The organism is Alteribacter aurantiacus DSM 18675, assembly GCF_000429705.1.
GTDB lineage: Bacteria > Bacillota > Bacilli > Bacillales > Salisediminibacteriaceae > Alteribacter > Alteribacter aurantiacus.
Genome location: NZ_KE386941.1, coordinates 1,059,196 through 1,079,496, shown reverse-complemented (window position 1 = coordinate 1,079,496; position 20,301 = coordinate 1,059,196). Strand labels below are relative to the sequence as shown.

At 41.0% G+C, this 20,301-nt stretch carries 18 protein-coding genes and 1 other RNA gene; 14 read left to right on the top strand and 5 right to left on the bottom strand.

Annotated features, from left to right (window positions below):
• Positions 1-18: 18 nt before the first annotated feature.
• Positions 19-1,527, bottom strand: a complete 1,509-nt coding sequence (locus G476_RS21610) for a BCCT family transporter (RefSeq protein WP_425387228.1) — start codon at positions 1,525-1,527, stop codon at positions 19-21.
• A 302-nt stretch (positions 1,528-1,829) separates the two neighbouring features.
• Between G476_RS21610 and queD the strand changes: the two genes are divergently transcribed.
• The 6 genes from queD (at position 1,830) to G476_RS0108620 (ending at position 8,789) form a co-directional block, all read left to right on the top strand.
• Positions 1,830-2,306 carry a 6-carboxytetrahydropterin synthase QueD gene (queD, locus tag G476_RS0108645; protein WP_026689743.1) on the top strand — a complete coding sequence of 159 codons (477 nt, stop codon included), beginning with the start codon at positions 1,830-1,832 and terminating at the stop codon, positions 2,304-2,306.
• Entirely contained in the window at positions 2,299-3,027 is a 729-nt protein-coding gene (locus G476_RS0108640) for a 7-carboxy-7-deazaguanine synthase QueE (RefSeq protein WP_026689742.1), read from the top strand. Before queD ends, G476_RS0108640 begins: the two co-directional genes overlap by 8 nt.
• 166 nt (positions 3,028-3,193) lie before the next feature.
• Positions 3,194-3,823: a hypothetical protein gene (locus tag G476_RS0108635; RefSeq protein ID WP_026689741.1), complete on the top strand. Its 630-nt coding sequence runs from the start codon at positions 3,194-3,196 to the stop codon at positions 3,821-3,823.
• Positions 3,824-3,926: 103 nt separating this feature from the next.
• Entirely contained in the window at positions 3,927-4,775 is an 849-nt protein-coding gene (locus tag G476_RS0108630; protein WP_026689740.1) for a polysaccharide deacetylase family protein, read from the top strand.
• A 126-nt stretch (positions 4,776-4,901) separates the two neighbouring features.
• Positions 4,902-6,368 (top strand): protein adenylyltransferase SelO, encoded by a 1,467-nt coding sequence (locus G476_RS0108625; protein ID WP_026689739.1) that lies wholly within the window; start codon positions 4,902-4,904, stop codon positions 6,366-6,368.
• Between the two features lie 132 nt (positions 6,369-6,500).
• On the top strand, positions 6,501-8,789 hold the full coding sequence (locus G476_RS0108620; protein WP_026689738.1) for a DEAD/DEAH box helicase: 2,289 nt from the start codon (positions 6,501-6,503) through the stop codon (positions 8,787-8,789).
• A gap of 117 nt (positions 8,790-8,906) precedes the next feature.
• Here the strand turns inward: G476_RS0108620 and G476_RS0108615 are convergent, their stop codons facing one another.
• Genes G476_RS0108615 through G476_RS21600 form a run of 3 tightly spaced genes read right to left on the bottom strand, consistent with a single transcriptional unit; the run spans position 8,907 to position 12,609 of the window.
• Positions 8,907-10,013 carry a Ger(x)C family spore germination protein gene (locus G476_RS0108615; RefSeq protein ID WP_026689737.1) on the bottom strand — a complete coding sequence of 369 codons (1,107 nt, stop codon included), beginning with the start codon at positions 10,011-10,013 and terminating at the stop codon, positions 8,907-8,909.
• On the bottom strand, positions 9,976-11,103 hold the full coding sequence (locus G476_RS21605; protein ID WP_035186315.1) for a GerAB/ArcD/ProY family transporter: 1,128 nt from the start codon (positions 11,101-11,103) through the stop codon (positions 9,976-9,978). The genes G476_RS0108615 and G476_RS21605 overlap by 38 nt, the downstream gene beginning before the upstream one ends.
• 21 nt (positions 11,104-11,124) lie before the next feature.
• Entirely contained in the window at positions 11,125-12,609 is a 1,485-nt protein-coding gene (locus G476_RS21600) for a spore germination protein (protein ID WP_051314724.1), read from the bottom strand.
• A 292-nt stretch (positions 12,610-12,901) separates the two neighbouring features.
• On the opposite strand from G476_RS21600, the gene G476_RS0108600 reads away from it, so the two are divergent.
• Genes G476_RS0108600 through G476_RS22845 form a run of 3 tightly spaced genes read left to right on the top strand, consistent with a single transcriptional unit; the run spans position 12,902 to position 16,665 of the window.
• The gene (locus tag G476_RS0108600) at positions 12,902-14,008 is read left to right on the top strand and encodes a ribonuclease H-like domain-containing protein (protein ID WP_169720882.1); all 1,107 of its coding nucleotides are present in this window, start codon (positions 12,902-12,904) and stop codon (positions 14,006-14,008) included.
• A complete protein-coding gene (locus G476_RS0108595; protein ID WP_026689735.1) occupies positions 14,001-15,911 on the top strand; it encodes a DUF294 nucleotidyltransferase-like domain-containing protein in 1,911 nt (636 codons plus the stop codon). Before G476_RS0108600 ends, G476_RS0108595 begins: the two co-directional genes overlap by 8 nt.
• Before the next feature lies 1 nt (position 15,912).
• Positions 15,913-16,665 carry a 3'-5' exonuclease gene (locus tag G476_RS22845; protein ID WP_051314722.1) on the top strand — a complete coding sequence of 251 codons (753 nt, stop codon included), beginning with the start codon at positions 15,913-15,915 and terminating at the stop codon, positions 16,663-16,665.
• Between the two features lie 3 nt (positions 16,666-16,668).
• On the opposite strand, the gene G476_RS0108585 is transcribed toward G476_RS22845, so the two are convergent.
• On the bottom strand, positions 16,669-16,977 hold the full coding sequence (locus G476_RS0108585; protein ID WP_026689734.1) for a 2Fe-2S iron-sulfur cluster-binding protein: 309 nt from the start codon (positions 16,975-16,977) through the stop codon (positions 16,669-16,671).
• 620 nt (positions 16,978-17,597) lie between these two features.
• Between G476_RS0108585 and G476_RS23275 the strand changes: the two genes are divergently transcribed.
• The 5 genes from G476_RS23275 (at position 17,598) to rnpB (ending at position 20,294) form a co-directional block, all read left to right on the top strand.
• On the top strand, positions 17,598-18,065 hold the full coding sequence (locus tag G476_RS23275) for a spore coat protein (protein WP_035186313.1): 468 nt from the start codon (positions 17,598-17,600) through the stop codon (positions 18,063-18,065).
• 340 nt (positions 18,066-18,405) lie between these two features.
• Positions 18,406-18,963 (top strand): SLOG family protein, encoded by a 558-nt coding sequence (locus G476_RS0108570; RefSeq protein ID WP_026689733.1) that lies wholly within the window; start codon positions 18,406-18,408, stop codon positions 18,961-18,963.
• 107 nt (positions 18,964-19,070) lie between these two features.
• Positions 19,071-19,406: a cell division regulator GpsB gene (gene gpsB, locus G476_RS0108565; protein WP_026689732.1), complete on the top strand. Its 336-nt coding sequence runs from the start codon at positions 19,071-19,073 to the stop codon at positions 19,404-19,406.
• A 13-nt stretch (positions 19,407-19,419) separates the two neighbouring features.
• Positions 19,420-19,812, top strand: a complete 393-nt coding sequence (locus tag G476_RS0108560) for a reverse transcriptase-like protein (RefSeq protein WP_026689731.1) — start codon at positions 19,420-19,422, stop codon at positions 19,810-19,812.
• A gap of 90 nt (positions 19,813-19,902) precedes the next feature.
• Positions 19,903-20,294: RNase P RNA component class B (gene rnpB, locus G476_RS23270), an RNA gene on the top strand.
• The last annotated feature ends 7 nt before the right edge of the window (positions 20,295-20,301 follow it).

The following is a 20,301-nucleotide window of genomic DNA, read 5'->3' as shown; positions in this document are numbered from 1 at the left end:
CTTTAATTAAGATTTATACTATTGGTCCATTGAGCGTTTTCGCGGATTTTTGAACCCTTGCTCAATCGCCAGATCGGCTGCAATTTTTGGAGCCGTCCAAATAATGGGCAAAAGGATAAAGGAAACGGGCACAGCGGATACAACAATGAAGGATTGTAAGGCATCTATACTTCCTTCTCCAATATATAGGAGAACGGAAGCTACAGCCCCCATAACCGCAGCCCAGAATACTCGTAACACACTGGGAGGGTTTCCTTCACCCGTTACAGCCATTGAGATTGTATAACTCATAGAATCACTCGTTGTTGCTACAAATACAACGGTCACTAGGAGAAAACTTACAGCCAAGAGCCATCCTAAAGGCAACTGCGTAACAATAGCAATCATCGAGGCTGGAAGGCCTCCTTCATTAAGAGAATCTGATACGGAACCAGGGTTCAGCAATTCTAAATGGATGCCCGTTCCCCCGACAACGGTGAACCAGAAGTTGGTTACTAATGGAGCGATAATAGCAACTGCCACAACAAGTTCTCGGATCGTTCTTCCTCTTGATATCCGACTAATAAAAATAGCCATCATCGGTCCATATCCGATAAACCATCCCCAAAAGAACACTGTCCAAAAGGCAAGCCACCCTGTGTCGTCACGATAAAGGCTCATGGGCAAAAATTCACGCAAATAGACCCCATATGATCCGATAAATTGATCAATAACAAAGCCGCCAGGTCCTAAAAGAAGTATGGCCACTATGAGGATAAAGGTAAAAATGATGTTGAAGCGGCTCAGCACTTGGATCCCTTTGTATATCCCTGTTACAGCAGAGATTCCGGCAATACTAACTAAGGCAATCACAATAAGAAGCTGAGTTAAGAATACATTTGGTATGCCAAACAAAGCGTCCAATCCATATGCTACCTGAAGTCCTAAGAAGCCAATTGGACCAATCGTTCCTGCTGCAACTGCAATAATCGAAAAAGCATCAACCAAAGTGCCTAAAACACTGTTCTTCATAATTTTTTCACCGAAAATAGGATATAGGAGCGTTCTTGGCTTCAAAGGCATCCCTTTATGATAATGGCCATACATAAGTACAATGGCTCCTAAAGTACCGAGGATCGCCCAAGCTAGAAAGCCCCAGTCTAGAAATGATACGGCAAGAGCCGGTGCAACGGCTTCTTGGGTGCCTGCTTCAATACCTTGAAACATGGGCGGGACGTCAATGAAGTGATACATCGGTTCTGCGGCAGCCCAAAAGACGCCACCACCGGCCAATAAAGTACACATAATAATGGAAATCCACTTAAATGTACTCATTTCGGGTTGTTCTCTTTTTCCTAAAAGAACGTTCCCGTATGAACTAAAGGCAAGTCCAATGGCTACGAAAAAGACAGCGAGCATCAGAAGTTGCCAAAAGGCCCCGAAATAATCAGCTGAATAACCAAAACCGGTGTCAACCAAACCGGACACAAAGTCAACATCAATTAATGCGGCTATTACAAAGGATAACAGTAACCCCCCACTGATCATAATCACGGGCCAATCGAATGTGTTTTTATTTTTCAAATCAATTCCTCCTACGCGACTCTTAATGTGATTAGTATTTGTTGAAGCTTGATAACTATGTAAAATCGCGAACGGCTATCGTACCATATAGGTTTATATGAGGATACACTTTTCACTTATAGTTTCTTTCGTAGGGTCTAATTAAAAGAGCCATTTATAATAGAGAACTTGATGAAAATCAATTCCATGTTAAAATAGTACAAGTCAATTAGAGGGTTCGAGATTCCCACCCCTCATGTGATAAAAAAACTAGGGAGTGTTTTAAAATGGAATTTAAAATACCGAGCAAAGTAGAAAAACTGGGTGAAGATATCCACCCACATGAACTTAAATATCATCATAAACGTGTAGGGATCACAAAAGAATTTACATTTGATTCAGCACACCACCTCCACTGTTATGAAGGAAAATGTAAAAACCTCCACGGCCATACGTACAAGCTGATCATTACCATTAGTGGATATGTAGATCATGTGGGGATTAGTGTAGACTTCGGGGATGTAAAGCGTATCTATGAATACACCATAAAAGATAAGCTCGATCATAGGTACCTAAACGAAGTGTTGCCAAACATGAATACTACCGCTGAAAACATGATTGTCTGGATTTGGGAGCAGCTGGATGACTCATTGGATAAAGAAGGATTAAAAGCAGCTGGGCAACGATTAGAAGAACTTGTTTTATACGAAACACCAACAAGTTATGCCACTTTAAAGCGTGAATGGATGGAAGAAGATGAATAAATTCTCCCTTCCAAATAAAGAAGAGTACGGAAATTGGAAGCTACCTATGGTTGAAATCTTTGAAACCGTCGAAGGGGAAGGGTCGGCAGCTGGGTTTCCAACTGTGTTTGTAAGAGTCTTTCACTGCAACCTACGTTGCCATTGGTGCGATACACCGTATAGCTACGCTCCTGCTAAGCCGGAATTTGAGGCCACGATCGATGAAATTATAGAGAAAATCAGTGAGTTCAACAGTCGTTATATTTGTTTTACAGGTGGCGAACCGCTTATTCACGGAAAGAAGTCAGCAGCGCTATTAAAGGCGATGGCAGACCTTGATCACATTGTGGATATTCATATTGAAACAAATGGCGGTATTGATCTCACACCGTTTGAAAACCTGCGACAAACAGATTCTACTATTAAGGAAAAAGCTCGTTATGTAATGGATTACAAGCTCACAGCTTCAGGAGAGAAAGGTCGAATGATTGAATCCAATTTTGAACTATTGAAAAAACAGGATGAAATAAAGTTTGTAATCGCAAACGAAACAGATTTCATGGAGGCTAAAGAGGTTGTTGAAGCGTGCCATCAAAAAGGACAAGTATTGTTCAGTCCTGTTTGGGAAACGATGCCTCCGAGGCGACTTGTAGAAAAGGTATTGGCATCAAAACTTTCACAAGTAAAAGTCAGCCTGCAACTCCATAAAATCATTTGGGACCCCGATCAAAGGGGCGTATAATAAAACCACCTTAAAAGGAGCTGCCTTTTAAGGTGGTTTTATTAATTGATTAATTTTAATTCTTATTCCCACTCATAATCAATGTTTTTGCATTTGGCGCACCCTAATCAGTATTTCCTACGTCTAAAGTAGAGGAGTAATTAGAAAAATAAGAGGGGGAGCTAAAGTGAAGTGGATCATCTTTAGTATGTTGGTTCTTGTCGTAGCCGGCGTTGTTTACATAGGGTTCATTCAAGCAAATGAAGAAAGCATCGAAGAACTCGAACAAGTTGAAGAAGAGGTTGAAACGCAAGTAGAGGATGATGAAGGAATTCAAGACGAGCCTTCGTCTACTCCAATCGAAGGTTTTGAAGAGTATATTGGTCACGGGATGGTTTTTCCTGATGAAACAGAGCCGGAAAACGATGAATTAAGTGCTTTTATTCGTAATTATCATAGTGAATATAACCGTCTTGTGGGTCATGATAATATTAACCAGTTAAATTGGTCAAGAACAAGAGATGTAAACAACAACATTTTGAATGAAATAAAGAACATAAAAGAATCCGTGCAAACAGACCGTATGAAGCATGATTTAAGGCGAATAAAAGCCGGTATTTATGCCAAACGAGAAATTCGTGAAACAGACGTGGTAAGAGACCTCCATCGCCTTTTCCATGACTTGGACATCCATTACAATAATTATAGCGAGTCGACTTTCGGAGCAACTCTCTATGGTGGCACTGGTAGAGGTGTAGAAAGAATAAATGAAAAACTCCTCTCTGTAAGTGATGAAATAGAAGAATACTTGTATTAATGCAAAAATGCCTTGGACCTTGCGTTTGGTCCAAGGCATTTTTGTATAGAATTGCGGCTTTTTCTTAAAACTAATAAAAGAACGTTTATTAGGAGATGACCTCGTGAAAAAGAAAATGATTAGACGAATTCTATTAAGTTTTACTGTATTGTTTATTTTACAAACAGCAGGGTTTATTCAAGCCCAAGCAGAAGAGTCTTCACCTTTATGGTGGTGGAAAAAAGAAAAAGTAAACGAACAACTTCCACCGTTAAAAGGAGGAGATGAAAGTGAAGTTCGGGAGTTAAGTCCTGTTTCAAACGTTATTCTACAGCAACAGTATCCGGATCTTGTCTTTCTTAAAGGACCAGATAATGTGAACCGCGTTGCCCTTACTTTCGACGATGGGCCTGATCCAGAATTTACGCCTCAAATACTAGACGTACTAAAGGAATATAATGTTCCGGGTACATTTTTCTTAATGGGAGCAAGAGCTACCGCGTACCCGGATCTTGTACGGCGGGTGGCTGAAGAAGGTCACGAAGTCGGGAACCACACATATTGGCATCCTGATCTTGTAGAGGAAGCAGATGTAGACATATTAGTAGAAGAAGTCAATCGGACCGAAGATAGGTTAGCTGAGATTCTCGGTTTTCGAACGTCTCTATTTCGTGCTCCATACGGCTTTTTGTATGAGGAGCTTGTAGAAGAACTGGGGAATTTAAATTATAATGTGATTGCATGGGACGTCGATTCTTTGGACTGGCAAAAGATTACCGAAGAAGAAATTGCTAATAACGTGTTAAGTCAAGTTCAGCCAGGTTCAATTATTTTAATGCATGATGGTGGAGGGCCAGGAGCTGACCGAACGGAGACTGTGGATTCACTTAGGATCATTATTCCTGATTTATTGGAGCAAGGATTTGAATTCGTTCCTGTTTCCGAATTGTTGAATATACCTGCAACGAGATAATGAAAACCAGCCTCTTCGAAGGGGCTGGTTTTTTTCATGTATCTAAACATGGTAAACTGAATGGAATACCAAAAAGGTGATTACATTTTTACTAAATAGATGAATGGAATACAGGAGGGAAATGATATGTCTGATCAAAGCAGTACAGGAGCTGGTTGGAATTTCGAATACAGTTACACTGAACTTCCAGAACTCCTATATACAAAACAAATGCCCACACCGGTTTCTTCACCGAAGCTTCTACTTTTTAATGAAAAGCTTGCAACGTCTTTAGGGTTGGATGTTGGTGAACTAACAAGTACTGAAGGGATAAATACCCTTTCAGGTAACGCTTGTCCACCAGGGGCACAGCCTCTTGCTCAAGCATATGCCGGCCATCAATTCGGCAATTTTACCATGTTGGGAGACGGAAGAGCCATCCTTCTTGGAGAACAAATGACACCAAATGGAAAGCTTTATGATATTCAACTCAAAGGATCAGGGAAAACACCATACTCAAGAGGCGGAGACGGTCGCGCGGCACTCGGTCCTATGTTAAGGGAGTATTTAATTAGTGAGGCTATGCATGGCCTTGGTGTAGATACGAACCGAAGTTTGGGAGTGGTTTCCACAGGTGAGTTTGTCTATAGGGAAACACCTCTACCGGGGGCAGTTCTTACTCGTGTGGCCAAGAGTCACCTGCGTTTCGGGACGTTCGAGTACGTGTTCAGATGGGGAACGGAGGATGATTTAAAGGCCTTAGCGGAATACGCAATCAATAGACACTATCCGCAAATAAAAAAGGAAAGTCATCCTTATTTATCCTTGCTAAATGAAGTGATCAAGGTCCATGCGAAGCAAATTGCCAAATGGCAACTGGTTGGATTTGTTCATGGGGTCATGAATACAGACAATATGACCATTAGCGGTGAAACGATTGATTATGGACCGTGCGCATTCATGAACACCTACGACCCTGCCACGGTTTTTAGCTCCATTGACGTGCAAGGGCGTTATGCATATGGAAATCAGCCTTATATGGGTGCTTGGAATCTTTCTAGGTTTGCAGAATCGTTGCTCCCCCTTCTATCTGAGGATAAAGAAGAAGCCGTTTCCCGTGCTCAAGAGGCCATTTCTAACTTCAGTAAAGAATACCATCGCGAGTGGTATTCAGGAATGAGAGCGAAGCTTGGACTTTTCGACGAAGAAGATGAGGATAAAACATTGATCGATCGATTATTAGGAATGATGGAAAAATCCGAATCGGATTTTACAAATACATTCTTAGATCTTACGTTCGGACAAAGTAATGAAACCAAAAAGATTGAACGATTCTCCGAGTGGGAGTCTTTATGGAACAGCAGGCTAAAAAGGCAAAACGAAGATTCTTCTGCTACTTTTGAGTTGATGAAAAGGAGCAATCCTGCTGTTATTCCTCGTAATCATCAAGTCGAGGAAGCGCTTGAGGCTGCTGTAACTGAGGGGGATATGGGGAAAATTGAAAAACTCCTTTTAGTACTGGAAGACCCATATGCTCATAAAGGTGAGCAGAAGGCTTTCAATTCTCCTCCGGACACGTCAGCCCCGCCTTACCAAACCTATTGCGGGACGTAAGAAGCTAATGAAAGGATCACATAAAACCATAGAGGTTGACTCGAAAGGAGGATAACTAGACGAGTCAGTCTCTATTTTTCTTTACCATGCAAACGTACATTCGCTATAATGGAGAGAGAAAGGGGGAAACCCATGTTTGGAAAGAAAGATTTGCATACGTTGTTAAAAGAGTTGAGACAAGATGAAAATGTCACCCATTGGCATGTAATAGAAGAGAAAGAAGCTCGTACTGTACCTTTTCCAGAAACAATCGATCATCGTTTAAAAGAAGGATTGATTAGAAAAGGCATACATGAATTGTACACACATCAGTCAAGTGCATTCGAGGCTGTAAAGAAAAGAGAGAACGTAGTTGCTGTGACGCCAACCGCGTCCGGAAAAACCCTTTGTTACAACTTACCCGTTCTTCAAAAGCAGTTAGATAATCCTGATAGCCGAGCCCTTTACCTATTTCCTACTAAAGCACTTGCACAAGACCAAAAAAGCGAGATTAACGAGCTTATTGATGATATTGATGTCAATGTGAACAGCTATACATATGACGGTGACACTCCTGCAAACATTCGTCAGGTAGTAAGAAAGGCGGGACACATTGTCATAACAAACCCTGATATGCTTCACGCTGCTATTTTACCTCATCATACGAAGTGGATTTCCTTGTTTGAGAATCTCGAAACTGTCGTGATTGATGAACTTCATACGTATCGTGGTGTGTTTGGTTCTCATGTGGCGAATGTGATTCGCAGGTTAAAGAGAATCTGTGCCTATTATGGTAGTAAACCGACGTTTATTTGCACATCAGCAACCATTGCCAACCCTGAAGAGCTGTGCGAAGAGTTGATAGGAGAAGGTGTGACCTTAATAAACAACAACGGGGCTCCAAGAGGGAAAAAACACTTTGTTTTCTACAACCCCCCAATTGTAAACAAACAGCTAAATATCCGTGCTGGTGCCACAAAGGTTGTTAATGAACTCGGTGCCTCCTTTTTAAAGCAAAACATTCAAACGATTGTATTTGCCAGAAGTCGGGTCAGAGTGGAAATTATTTTGAGCCACCTTCAAGAGCTCGTTAAATATGATTTGGATAAAAATAAGATCCGCGGCTATCGGGGAGGGTATTTGCCGAATCAACGCAGGGAAATAGAGAAGAGCTTAAGACGCGGCGATACGATTGGAGTTGTAAGTACGAACGCTCTAGAGCTTGGAGTAGACATCGGTCAGCTACAAGTGTGTATTATGACTGGTTATCCAGGGTCTGTTGCCTCGAGTTGGCAGCAAGCGGGACGTGCGGGAAGAAGACAAGACGAGTCAGTGGTCATCATGGTGGCATCGTCTACGCCAATTGATCAGTATATCTTCTCGAACCCTGATTTCTTTTTTGGTGGTTCGCCGGAAACCGCACGGATAAACAAAGATAATTTGATCATTCTAATCGATCATCTTAAGTGCGCAGCCTATGAGTTACCTTTTGAAAGAGGAGAGACATTTGATGGCGTTGATGTAGATGAGATGCTTGAATTTTTAGTCGACGAACGTGTCCTCCATACTCAAAGAAACAAATTTTATTGGATGAACGATGCATTTCCGGCACATAACATTAGTTTACGTTCAGCGGCTCAAGAAAACGTCGTCATTATCGATCAAAGTGATGTAGCCAACCATCGTGTAATTGGAGAAATGGATACGTTCAGTGCTCTTACTTTGCTTCATGATGAGGCAATTTACCTCCATGAGGGGACTCAATATCAAGTGGAGTACTTGGATTGGGATGAAAAGAAAGCGTTTGTCAGAGAAGTAGACGTAGAGTATTTCACCGACGCCAATTTGGCTGTTAATCTTAAAGTGCTAGAAGTTGATGAAACAAAAACAACGGAATTCGGTATTGCAGAATTTGGAGACGTGATGGTAACAGCGATGGCAACGATTTTCAAAAAGATCAAGCTTGAAACGTTTGAAAACATCGGGTCAGGTCCCATTCATTTACCAGAACAAGAACTCCATTCTCAAGCAGTCGCTTTATCCTTTCCTAAATCACTAGTAAAAGATTGGGGAGAAAAGACACTTGAAGAGGCCTTGGGGGGACTTGCTCACGTATGGCAGCATGTGGCCTGCGTGAAAGTCATGTGTGATCGAAATGACCTTCATGCTGTTCCACAAGTAAAAGCGATTCACTCGGAAAAACCGACTGTGTTTTTATATGATAGGTACCCTGGAGGAATTGGGTTATCGGAACAAGTTTACAAAAACCTTAACGAGACTCTGGTTGAAGCGGCAACCTTTATTAGAGGTTGCCCGTGTGAAGAAGGTTGTCCATCTTGTATTGGAACTGCAGGTGCCCAATTAGGAGATGCGGGTACGGAAAATACAAAAAAACTCGTATTAAAGCTAATAGGGAGCAACAGGGATTCATCGCCTTCTTGATACAGCTCGCTTTGCTCGTTGGCCCCAAAGGTATTCAGTAACCTTTGGGGCTTTATCACTTGTAAAAAGAAGATACCATTATGGATCGGTGACGGCTATGGTGATGCCTCTTATTGTTTATTCTTCAACACCTGTTTCCTTAATCAATACTTCCACTTCAACATCTATCGTGGACTTTGGGAATAGCTCATCCCAACGTTCATCAGAGAAGTTTGGATCATGTCTGCGGACTTGGTCACCGACTCCCATTGGATCGACGTTTAACTCTTGCATCCGCTTTAACATTTGCTCAATGTCTCTTTTTAACTGTTTGGTCGTTTGAGCATAAATTTCTTTCACTTTTTTTTGGTCGAGTTTGCTACCGGAGTATTCGCTGATTTTTCCAGACAAGTTCACTTTTGCCTTAATTCTTGGAGCGGTTGTGGCATCTGTTACCTCATAGGTTGTACTCGAATCAATGTTTCGTAGCATAGCATATTCATTTTCATCCGGATTTAACATAACTTCATACGAACCGTCCCCGAAATCCTCGACGAGTATTTTCAGTAAGAAGCAATCCTTCAAGTCGAGTTCGCCCGCAAACACGTCATCATCCAACAATGCCAATCCAGTTACTTTTATCGCATTTCCTTCCCTTTTCAAGATAGGTAAAAAAGGATCACGACCTTGACCGTAAAAATTCGTTAAAAAGATATGGAAATTCATCCTTGGAAGGTTCTGCTGTTGGATGTTTTGTTCGATTAAGTCCGACACGTATAAGGCTACGTCAACTTCCATAGGGTACGTAGTTTCAAGAAGCTCCTTTGTTGTAATGTCTTCTACTACTGCAAGCTGTATTCTCATGCCGATCCTTGGATCCCTCACGTAGGTGTCGATAATTCTCATTAGCCCCATTTCCGTCAACTTATGGTCAAATAAAACGGAGCTTACTTTCCCTGTATGAAGAGGCTTTGAAGATTGCGCATCCAAGTAAAGCCTAATGTCTTTTGTTGTCCTTGAAACGGCACTGATGGTCTCACTTCGAATGTCTTCAGATCCTCCATATACAGGAAGACTGATGGTACCTTCAATATGATGATCGTCTACATAATCATAACCAATCGCATGGATAATTTGAACTTCATCAAGGATATAAGGTTCAACACATCCGGTTAACAAGAGGAACAAAAATGGGAAGTAAGCCAATTTACATGTGGATACTATTGTCTTTTTCTGACTGCCCATTCTTTTTAAACCTCCTTATGAAACTTGTTACGATAAATAGGATAGGTATGTAACAGAAGATGATATAAAAGCCAGCTTCTGAAACATATGTATTCAAGTTATCAATGGATTCACGTGTTTGATATGAGATGGAAAACAAAAACATAGTCCCGGCTGCAAAGAAAAGAGTATGTTTTTGCCTTGCACGAAGGAGTTTTTTCATACCGCGGCTCACTGTCCATAAACTGATCATGATATTTGGCACAACGACGAGTAGCCAGAAGGCAATACCGATATACTCAAATCGTTCAATAAATGGTAGTTCAAGCACTTTCCATGAGCTCAGTGTCGGATAAACAACACGTTCCAAATGGAGTCTGCTGTAAAAGAGGAACGTGACGATTGTTACCATTAAATAAATCAGGACTGTTAACCCGTTCCCCATATGTGCCCACTTTTGACTTTGTTTTGGGTTTTGAATAAAGGGAAAATAAAAAGCTAGAGCTTCAAAACCAATATAACTTAATGTCATTGTTTTCATTGCTGATACCTGATCTTTAAAAACAAACTCGATAGGTAGGAATCGGTGATAATTGGCGAATTCCAGTGGTGAAATGGCCGTAAAGATCAATACGAAAGGTAGAACGACTCCTAAAAAAGCCATTCCGGCAACCACCCTGAAACCGTGATAAATGGCGTACACTATGATGGAGAGAATCACCAGAGTGACGGGCCAAGTCATCATGGTTGGAAACATCCAAATCTGAATCACTTCCACATACGTTCTAAGGACAGTAATCCCCATAAACAAAAAATAAACGAGGAGTCCATAACTTAAGAGATTGCCAATCCACTTTCCGAAATAGTGACGATGGAGTTCGATAATGTCTGTAACACCTTGATCGCGCATCATCATCTTATAAATCATCCAAATCGGTATATGCAATAGGCCCCCGACCAGAATAACCGCAATCCAAGCATTATAACCTGCATCCATTGCAATATAACGTTGAAATCCAAAAATACCTACACCAATCTGCATAGAGTGAACGAGAAAAAAAACAAGGAAAGGGGCGATATGGGAATAACTTTGCTGATTACTAGCGGTCAAATAAAGCCCTCCTTGGTTGTATTAGTGAATGTGGTCATCAATATCAGCTGTTTTTTTACTTTCATGTTTGGAGAAACGCTTCTTCTTTTTCGTTTGCAAAGCAACCGGTCTGTCGTATTGAAACTTGAAAGGTAATCTGAAAAACGAGTCTCTAAGGTCCTTAAAACGAAAAGGATAGATCGGCTCTAGGTAAGGTCTCCCTATAGATTTGAGCGTAATTAAGTGAACAAGAAAGAACGTCCCTAAAAGTGAAATGCCTAATAAGCCCCACAGCTGCGCCATTAGTAAAAAAGGAAATCGAATGAGACGAATGGTATTACCAATTCTATAGATTGGCGTTGTAAAGGAGGCGAGTGCAGCAAGTGCAACTATGATAAGAAGGACGTTGCTTGTGAGGCCAGCTTCTACAGCTGCTGTCCCAATTACAATCCCGCCTACAATTCCGATCGTTTGACCGACCTTGGTTGGGAGTCTTGCTCCTGCCTCTCTTAACAATTCAATGGTGAGTTCTAAGAAAATGGCTTCAATAATAGGTGGAAACGGAATGATGCTTCTGGACAATATTAATGTAGCGAGTAAATCTTGCGGAATGAGCTCAGTATGGTATGTAATAACCGCAACATACAGTGGTGTTGAAAATACAGAAAATAAAACAGCGAATAATCGAATCATTCGAAAGGCAGAAGCCAAATGCCAAGGAATAAAATAGTCTTCAAAAGCAGAAAAAAATTCAATCAACGTCGTTGGAGCTGTAATGGCAGAAGGTGATCCAGCTACTAATACTGCCACTTTTCCTTCTATAAGCTGAGCTGCCACGCGATCCGGTCGCTCTGTATCAATTAACTGAGGAAACGGAGAATTGCTGTTATCCTCAATAAACTGGTTTATATAAGAACTATCACTGATTTCATCGTAATCAATGTCTTTAATCCGTTGAATCATCGTATTTACATTTTCATCGTTTGCAATATCAGATAGATAAAGGACCGCCACTTCAGTCTGTGATATGCTTCCTACTTTCATTTTCTTTATACATAACGTGGAAACAGGAAGTCTCTTTCGAATCAAGTTCAAGTTAATAGCCAGGTCTTCAACTAAACCTTCTTTAGGTCCGATTACGCTGTATTCCACTTCCGGAATACTTACTTCTCTATTTTCCAGATTTTTGATCGGAACGAGAAGTCCATAAGGAGTCGAATGATCGAAGCGGATCAGTACTTTACCTCTATTTAGACCCTCCTCTAGCTCATCCCCGGTTGTAACGACGGTCAGTTCTTTTAATGAAATGATTCTTTTCAGGTCATCAAGTGTGGAGACGTCATGTTTTTGAAGAGGTCCGATAACGTGTTCGTTCAACGTGTTTAAATCGACTAGAGAATCATAAAAATTCAAGTAATATTGGTTATTACCTAAACTCTCAACCGTTTCAGAAACAAAATCATCAGAGTGGAAACACAAATCGAGGACTTTTTGGAAATGTTTGTTTTGTGACTGTTTTTGTGACACCTAAAGCCCTCCTCCAGATTCGACCTCCTATTAGTATGAAAAGTGATGGTGGTTTTCTATTCATCTGTTTTGATTTACAATAGAACGAGATAGGATGAGGAGCGTGAATGATGTGAGTGTAAAAGGAAAGTTACAACGTATGAAAGGGTATATGAATACGGAAACCTCTAATAGAGAGTTACCATCCTTGGAGCGCCCAAAGGTTCATTCCGACTCAACTTTTCCTTTTCCTCACGAAGATAAATGGAACAGGATGGGGTTTCGTCTCCACTCTTTCGAAGGGGAATATTCATTGATTCGAAAACGTACATACCCACTTGCCTACAAGCATGGGAGCAGTGCATTTTCTGAGATCTTTGATGTGCATGAAGAATGGCAACGTATAAAAGGAGAACATCCTCTATCATTAAAGGGAATTGATGTTGGTGATCTTTTATTCTTTGATACAGAGACTACAGGACTTTCTAGCGGCGCGGGTACATCGATCTTTCTGATGGGGTATTCAAGGATAAAAGAAGATCGTGTTGAAGTCGTTCAGCATTTTATGCCAGGGCCCGAAAGTGAAGCGTCATTTTTCCATGGTTTCTTAACTGATTTTGAAAAAGATAATCAACTTGTTAGTTACAACGGGAAAGCTTTTGATTGGCCGCACGTGAAATCACGCCACGCCTTCGTGAGAAATGAGGTTCCGAATCTTCCACTTTTTGGACATTTCGATCTTTTACATGCAGCTCGTCGCCTTTGGAAAAATGAGCTTCCATCTTGTCGTCTTTCCATTGTTGAAGAAGAAAAACTTTCTGTTAAGCGAGTAAACGAGACGCCAGGAAGCTTGGCCCCAATCCTTTATTTTGAGTATTTGAATCATCAAGACCCAGAAGAGCTAGAAGGGATTGTTAAGCACCACGAATGGGACGTCCTTAGTCTCATCGTTTTGTTTACCCAGATTTCCAAAAGGCTATTGCATATGGAACCAGGTCTGTCCCATGGGGAAGAACATTTGCAGATGGGTAGGTGGTTTGAACAGGCGAAAAACCACGATCATGCTTTCGTGCACTATAAAGAGGCGTTGAAAACAAAAGAACAAGAAGCTTCTGTGAAACTTGGCCACCTTTACAAAAAGCAAAAAGACCTTCAAAACGCAAAGAGGTATTATGAAGAGAGCATTAAGTTCAATGATGAAACAAGAGCAATGAGAGAAGCGTATGAAGAATTGGCAAAATTAACAGAACACGTAGAGAAAGACTATCAAAAGGCACTCTACTATACGGCTCGTGCAATTGAAGTTGAAAAACGAGTAGCTAGAATGCTACGGACAGCTAAGCCTAAAATTGATACGCTTGTAAAAAGAAAAACACGGCTTGAAACAAAGCTTGATAAAAGGAGTGGGTTCCGTGATTGAAGAACGTTCTTATATAGAAATTATGCGTAAAGCATTTCCTTTTCAATTGTTAACAGATGAGCAATTTGAAACGGTTGTGACCGAATCGACTCGTCAATCCTTCCAGGAAAACGAGTTTATTTTCCATGAAGATGAAGAAGAAGTAGAAGTATACTTCTTATTAAAGGGATTGGCTAAGAACGTTCTTCATCGCGAAGACGGAAAGCAGTTTTCGGTACGTTTCTATTATCCAGGAGACTTGATTGGATTAATGATCCTCTTGTCAGGTGGAGAAATGAACTTTTCTGTCCAGGCTTTAGAAGATTGCGAATCGGTCAAACTAAAGAAGAGTGCTTTACTTAAGGTGATGACTGAAAACACGGCGTTTTCTGATACGATTCTTAGTGGGATCGGCCAACGTATGAAATCTCTTTATGATGAAATGAAGAAAGGTGCCGAATCAACGAGTACGGAAAACATTGCCCTATATAAAACAAGGGTTCATACCATTATGGATAAGCCTAGATTTATTTATAAAGATCAATCCATTCTACAAGCGGCTAAAACACTTGGTGATTGGGGGGGGCAAGGGTTAACCGTTGTTGATCACGATCACCATTTAAAAGGGACAATCACACAAACGGAGCTGTTAAAAGGTTTAAGCCACGGGAAGCCGGAAGATCGTGTAGCTAAATGGATGATTAGTGACCCCGTGTCAACGCAAGCGGACGCGTTTAGTTATGAAGTACTTACATATTTTAAAGACGACCGGATCCATTTGGTTCCCGTTTTGAATGGAGAAAAAGTAGTAGGCATCTTAACGGCTGAATCTTTTTTGCGTCTTCACGAATCCGAATACTTAAACCTTTACTACAATGTGAACCATGCTAAAAACATGGATGAATTAGCAAAACTGTCACCTAAACAAAATGAATCATTCCTATCCTTTACAGAAGAGCTTTTAAGTGAGCATACGTATGGGACCGAAATGAGCGAATTTATATCCAAATACAATGATCAAATTCATATCCAAGTGATACGTTCAGCTTTAAAAGGCATGAAAAGGGAAGGGTTAGGCTCTCCACCGGTCAACTATTGCTTTATCGTAATGGGAAGTCAAGGTAGGGGAGAGCAAGCCTTTAGTACAGATCAAGACAACGGTTTTATTCTTGATAACTATGAGCATTTACAAAATCGCGAACATGTAGAATCGTACTTCAAGCGTTTTGCTGAAAAGATAAATGAAGGTCTCGTTTCCTGTGGGTTTCCTGAATGTACAGGGGGAATAATGGCGAAAGAATCAAAATGGCGAAGAAGTATTGATCAATGGGAGCGGGAGGTTTTCCGCTGGCTTCGGGAAACGGATTCACAAGAAGTAAGGGATTTTACCATTTTTATTGACTACAGACCCTTATTCGGTGATTTCTCTTTATCTGAGAAGCTGCGTGAACGCATCACGGAACCGATCCAAAAAGCGAAAATCCTTCATGCTATGTTAATGAAAGACACGATACGCTTTCGTGTTCCAATACAAGCATTCGGGCGAATTAGTACTAAAGGAAAAGCTCGGACCATAGATTTGAAAAAGGCGGCCATTATGCAGATTGTAAACGGGATCCGAATCTTTGCAATACGTTATGGCGTCGATGAAGTGAGTACACTCAAGAGGTTGCATGTTTTGAGTAAAGACGAAGTGTTTCACCCGAGAGATGCGAAAAATGCGAAGTTGGCTCTCGACTATTTGTATCAATTAAGAATCCAAGAAAACTTGATTCAACTAAGGCTGGACAAGCCTCTTACGAATGAATTGGCTCCTCATACGTTGACCAAAGACCAACGAAGACAGCTAAAAGAAGCATTAATGGTAGCGAAGCGTATGCAACAAATGAGCGAACTGAGCTTTGCAAGGAACAGAGGGTTGTAATATGCAAGTATCTGTTCTCCATTATTTAAGATACATTATGCTGGATGTTCATCTCTTTCACTCCATGAAGAGAGGGTGGATTATGAAGAACCGGGCCTTATATGAGGCTTTGGTTGAAGAGCTCCATGACATTGAACCGGAAGGAAATATTGATGATGTCTCTCTAGAAGATCTCACATATACAGTATTCGATCTGGAAACAACCGGCTTCTTTCCTCGTATGGGTGATGAAGTGATCTCAATTGGAGCGATGAAGGTGAATGTCAATCACATTCGCTTCCCTGAACACTTTTACGAAGTCGTACGCCCTTTTAAACCTGTATCTGATGATGTAATGAAACTGACGGGACTAACATCAAAGGAGATAAAGGCAGGTGAACCTTTCTTAATTGGCTTTTTCAGGTTTGTGCAATTTATGTCCAATACTGTTCTGGTGGCTTATCCTGCGAGTTTTGATATCACGTTTTTGCAAGAGCTTTCAAGAAAATGGGGAATTAAAAAGTTTTCCCCATACTACATTGATGCTTATGAAATTGCCAATTATGTCTTTCCTAATCAAAAAAATAACCTTGATCGTGTTATTAAGAGGTTAGGTGTTGAAGTGAGGGAAAGACACCACGCTCTTAACGACGCTCATATGACGGCTGAAGTATTCATGATCTTGGTTGAAGAATTGAAAAAGCGAGGTATTACGACATACGGTCAGTTACAGGAGATAACAAAGGACCGTAGAAACCCTGTTCTACGGTCCTGACTCTTATTTTTCCGGCCGTGGGCCCGGATCCATTCCTGTAGAGGAGACTGTCATCTTCGGGGTTACTTTAACATCGGATGCAACTCGAATTTGACAAGATAACCGGCATCCTTCTTCGAGAGACTTTGCAAGCTCAGCTTCTTCGGGAGGAGGGAAATCACCAACATGTACTTCAACTCGACATGTCGTGCATTTGGCTTTCCCGCCACAACGATGGAGAACATCGATTCCGTTGTCTTCAAGTGCTAATACAAGCTTCGTACCTTCCGGTGTTTCAAAAGGTTCGTAACCTGGAACTTCTACTTTTGGCATTGATAAGAGCCCCCTTGATTGTGTTTTATTTTACTATCAGTTCCCTTAAAAATCGGGAAATAAACCTGGTTAACTATTTCCCGGGAGAGCGCAAAAAACCCTTTTTTTAGAGTTATTTTTCATTATGTCCATAATTTTATTTGCAAATATGTCTAATTTCGACGAAAAAAGAAAATTTCTGCAAAAAAGTAGTTGAAATTACTTAAGAATATTTTTACAATAACTAATGTATCCGTTTTAAAGTGAGGGAGTAAGTGAATGAGAACGATGATTTTGTTAATGTTTTTTGCTGTAATTGGGATGACGGTTTGGTTTATGACAGAAGCAAAAGACGGAGCTGTTCAGTTTCCGTTTTTGACACTTTAAAAGCTGATTCAGAAAGGGCGTCGGGCCTTTTCTGAATCGGCTTTTTTGTTTTTGAAAAACGATAAATTGTTACTGATCTGCATCACAGGTGACTTGCAAATAAAGTGTTCGGGATTAAGCCACTTCTGATTTTGTTCAAACAGGGCCCCTGTTCAAGGATAAATATCATAAAATTAGGTCTTATAACTAGTACATGTACACCTTGTTTGACATAGGTTGATAGTGTACCGAATCAAAAAGGAGGAATACAACTTATGTTTAAGCAACAAAGACCACGTCGTCATTGTCAAGTGATGCCAGCTCAAATTCACCCAACGAAGCAACAAATGACACACCAGTGTTGTGAGTACATTGTTCCAGAGGTGCACCCAACTCACACGACTAATGTAGCACACCACTTATATAAGCATATCCACACGTACCCACAAACGTTTTCTCAGGTGGATCAAGTATCTCATCAACACTTCCAAGGTGGTCCAGGCCAGCAAGTAGCAGGGGCACAAATGGGACCAAACATGGGATTCCCAGGTCAAGTAGCGGGCGCTCAAGCGCAGCCAAATATGGGCTTTAACGGTCAAGTAGCGGGTGCTCAAGCGCAGCCGAACATGGGCTTTCCTGGTCAAGTAGCGGGCGCTCAAGCACAGCCAAACATGGGCTTTCCTGGTCAAGTAGCGGGCGCTCAGATGAATGGTTACGGCAAAGGCGGAAAATGCGGGCGTTAAGTTTACGTTTTATGATGTTACCGACACGAAGAAATTCGTGTCGGGCTTTTTATTGATTTGAATCGTTAAAAAGTAAATCTTGTTTTCATCATCTCTCCAACCTTTTTCGTCCATTTTAAAATAAGCGTAGCAATAGTGGAATTTATTTGTTTATAAATATCAACTCATTCTAATGACAATAATGGACAAGCCCTGAAATAATGAAATGGATTGGTATCATCCTGTTATCCAGTAGCCCTACACTAAAAGAATGATGATGAAGTCATTTCTTTTTATAATTTCACGTATTTCCATCGTGAAAGCTATGATAGACTAGACAGTGAAAGGGACGTGCAATAGTATGTATGAAGTATTAGCTGTGACCGGATACAAACCAAATGAATTGGGAATTTTTGATGAGAAACACCCTCATCTTCCTTACCTAAAAGAAGCGATCAAGCAAAAGCTCCGAGCTTTAAAAGAAGAGATCGACTTTAAATGGCTTATCCAAAGTGGTCAACCGGGAGTAGAACTCTGGATGGCGGAAGCCCTCCTTGAATTAAAGGCTGACTACCCTGACTTGAAACTCGCCACTCTTGCTCCTTTTTATGAACAAGAAGAGCGGTGGAAAGATGTTTGGAAACGTTCATACGAAATGATTTGGGGTAGCAGTGATTTTACAGAATACATTACAAAACGGCCATACGAAAACCCTGCACAACTCAGGATGAAGAACCAGTTTATTATTGAAAAAAGCCATGCTTTTCTTGTTTTATATGATGAATTCACTCCCGGTTCTCCCGACTATTATTTATCGTATGCAAACAAAAAGCATGAAGCGACCGATTACCCACTCTTCTTTCTAACACCAGATGACATTGAAGAGTCTGTCAGAGACCAGCAAGACGAGTGGAGCTGACTATTTGGTACCCGCGGTTTATGATATTTAAAACTTTGAATTGACAAGAGCACAACTTTTTGTAAAAATAAGTACATTATTCGTACAGTAAATATGAGGTGAACGCAATGCAAAAGAAGGTTGCCCGTTTAACACCAAAGGAAATTCTCGAAAAGGATTTTAAGACAAGCATTCGAGGATACAGTCAAGATGAAGTTGATCAATTTTTGGATCAGATCATTAAAGATTATGATGCGTATGAAAAGCGTATTCAGTTCCTTGAAAAAGAGATGGAAAGAACGAAAAAAGAACCGTCGGTCGTAGATGAACAAACGAAGCGCCATCAGCCTGTTACTCCACAGCCAGTCCAGTCAAATACAGGTGGTCATACCAATTATGATATCTTAAGACGCCTCTCAAACTTGGAAAAGCACGTCTTCGGAAGCAAGTTAAACGAAGAGTAAAGGAGAATGACTGTTGGTCGAAGTGTATATTGACGGAGCGAGTGCGGGAAATCCTGGCCCGTCTGGCGCTGGTGTGTATATCAAAGGGGAAGGCTATGTGATAAAAAAGTCGATTCCATTGGGGAATCTTACAAATCACCATGCCGAATTCTGTGCGTTAGTTGAAGCTTTAAAAATATGCGCCGCTCATGGATTTTCTATTGTTTCTCTGCGAACGGATTCACAAATTGTTGCGGATGCCGTTGATAAGCAGTACGTCAAACGAGATGAATTCAATGTATATCTAGCGAAAGCATTGGCCATCATTAACGATCACTTTGACTACTGCTTTGTGAAATGGATTCCAAGTAAACAAAACAAAGAAGCAGATGTATTGTCAAAACGAGCGATAAAAATGAATGATTAAGCAAATGATTAACGCCTATTGATATCCGGTATGAATCCATGTTATACTATTTTTTGCGTTAAAAAATGATTAACATAACAATGTGTTTGTTGCCTCGGGTAATCGCTGTGCGTCTTGAACGTGCAGAGGAAAGTCCATGCTCGCACAGTCTGCGATGACTGTAGTGATCGTGCTTGACCAATTCATAAGTCAAGGTAGCCTCATTGAAGGCTAACGGCAGGGAAACGACCTACGTCTTTTAGATATGGTTTAGTACCCTTGAAAGTGCCACAGTGACGAAGTCTGATTAGAAATGATCAGAGTGGAACGCGGTAAACCCCACGAGCGAGAAACCCAAAAATATGGTAGGGGCATCCCTTTGAAGGAATTGAACGGAGAAGGGGCCAGATGAGCTTGACTCATTTGGAGACAGATGGTTACCACCGGAGTACGAGGGCTTTGGCCCGTTTGCAGTACGATGGAACAGAACATGGCTTACAGAGCGCATTG

What these genes read in the sequence shown, in the direction of transcription:
- G476_RS0108615 (WP_026689737.1), bottom strand. Translation starts at nt 10,013, where the DNA reads ATGGGCAGTCAGAAAAAGACAATAGTATCCACATGTAAATTGGCTTAC.
- G476_RS22845 (WP_051314722.1), top strand. Translation starts at nt 15,913, where the DNA reads ATGCAAGTATCTGTTCTCCATTATTTAAGATACATTATGCTGGATGTT.
- G476_RS0108585 (WP_026689734.1), bottom strand. Translation starts at nt 16,977, where the DNA reads ATGCCAAAAGTAGAAGTTCCAGGTTACGAACCTTTTGAAACACCGGAA.
- queD (WP_026689743.1), top strand. Translation starts at nt 1,830, where the DNA reads ATGGAATTTAAAATACCGAGCAAAGTAGAAAAACTGGGTGAAGATATC.
- gpsB (WP_026689732.1), top strand. Translation starts at nt 19,071, where the DNA reads ATGCAAAAGAAGGTTGCCCGTTTAACACCAAAGGAAATTCTCGAAAAG.
- G476_RS0108570 (WP_026689733.1), top strand. Translation starts at nt 18,406, where the DNA reads ATGTATGAAGTATTAGCTGTGACCGGATACAAACCAAATGAATTGGGA.
- G476_RS21610 (WP_425387228.1), bottom strand. Translation starts at nt 1,527, where the DNA reads ATGATCAGTGGGGGGTTACTGTTATCCTTTGTAATAGCCGCATTAATT.
- G476_RS23275 (WP_035186313.1), top strand. Translation starts at nt 17,598, where the DNA reads ATGTTTAAGCAACAAAGACCACGTCGTCATTGTCAAGTGATGCCAGCT.
- G476_RS0108620 (WP_026689738.1), top strand. Translation starts at nt 6,501, where the DNA reads ATGTTTGGAAAGAAAGATTTGCATACGTTGTTAAAAGAGTTGAGACAA.
- G476_RS0108640 (WP_026689742.1), top strand. Translation starts at nt 2,299, where the DNA reads ATGAATAAATTCTCCCTTCCAAATAAAGAAGAGTACGGAAATTGGAAG.
- G476_RS0108625 (WP_026689739.1), top strand. Translation starts at nt 4,902, where the DNA reads ATGTCTGATCAAAGCAGTACAGGAGCTGGTTGGAATTTCGAATACAGT.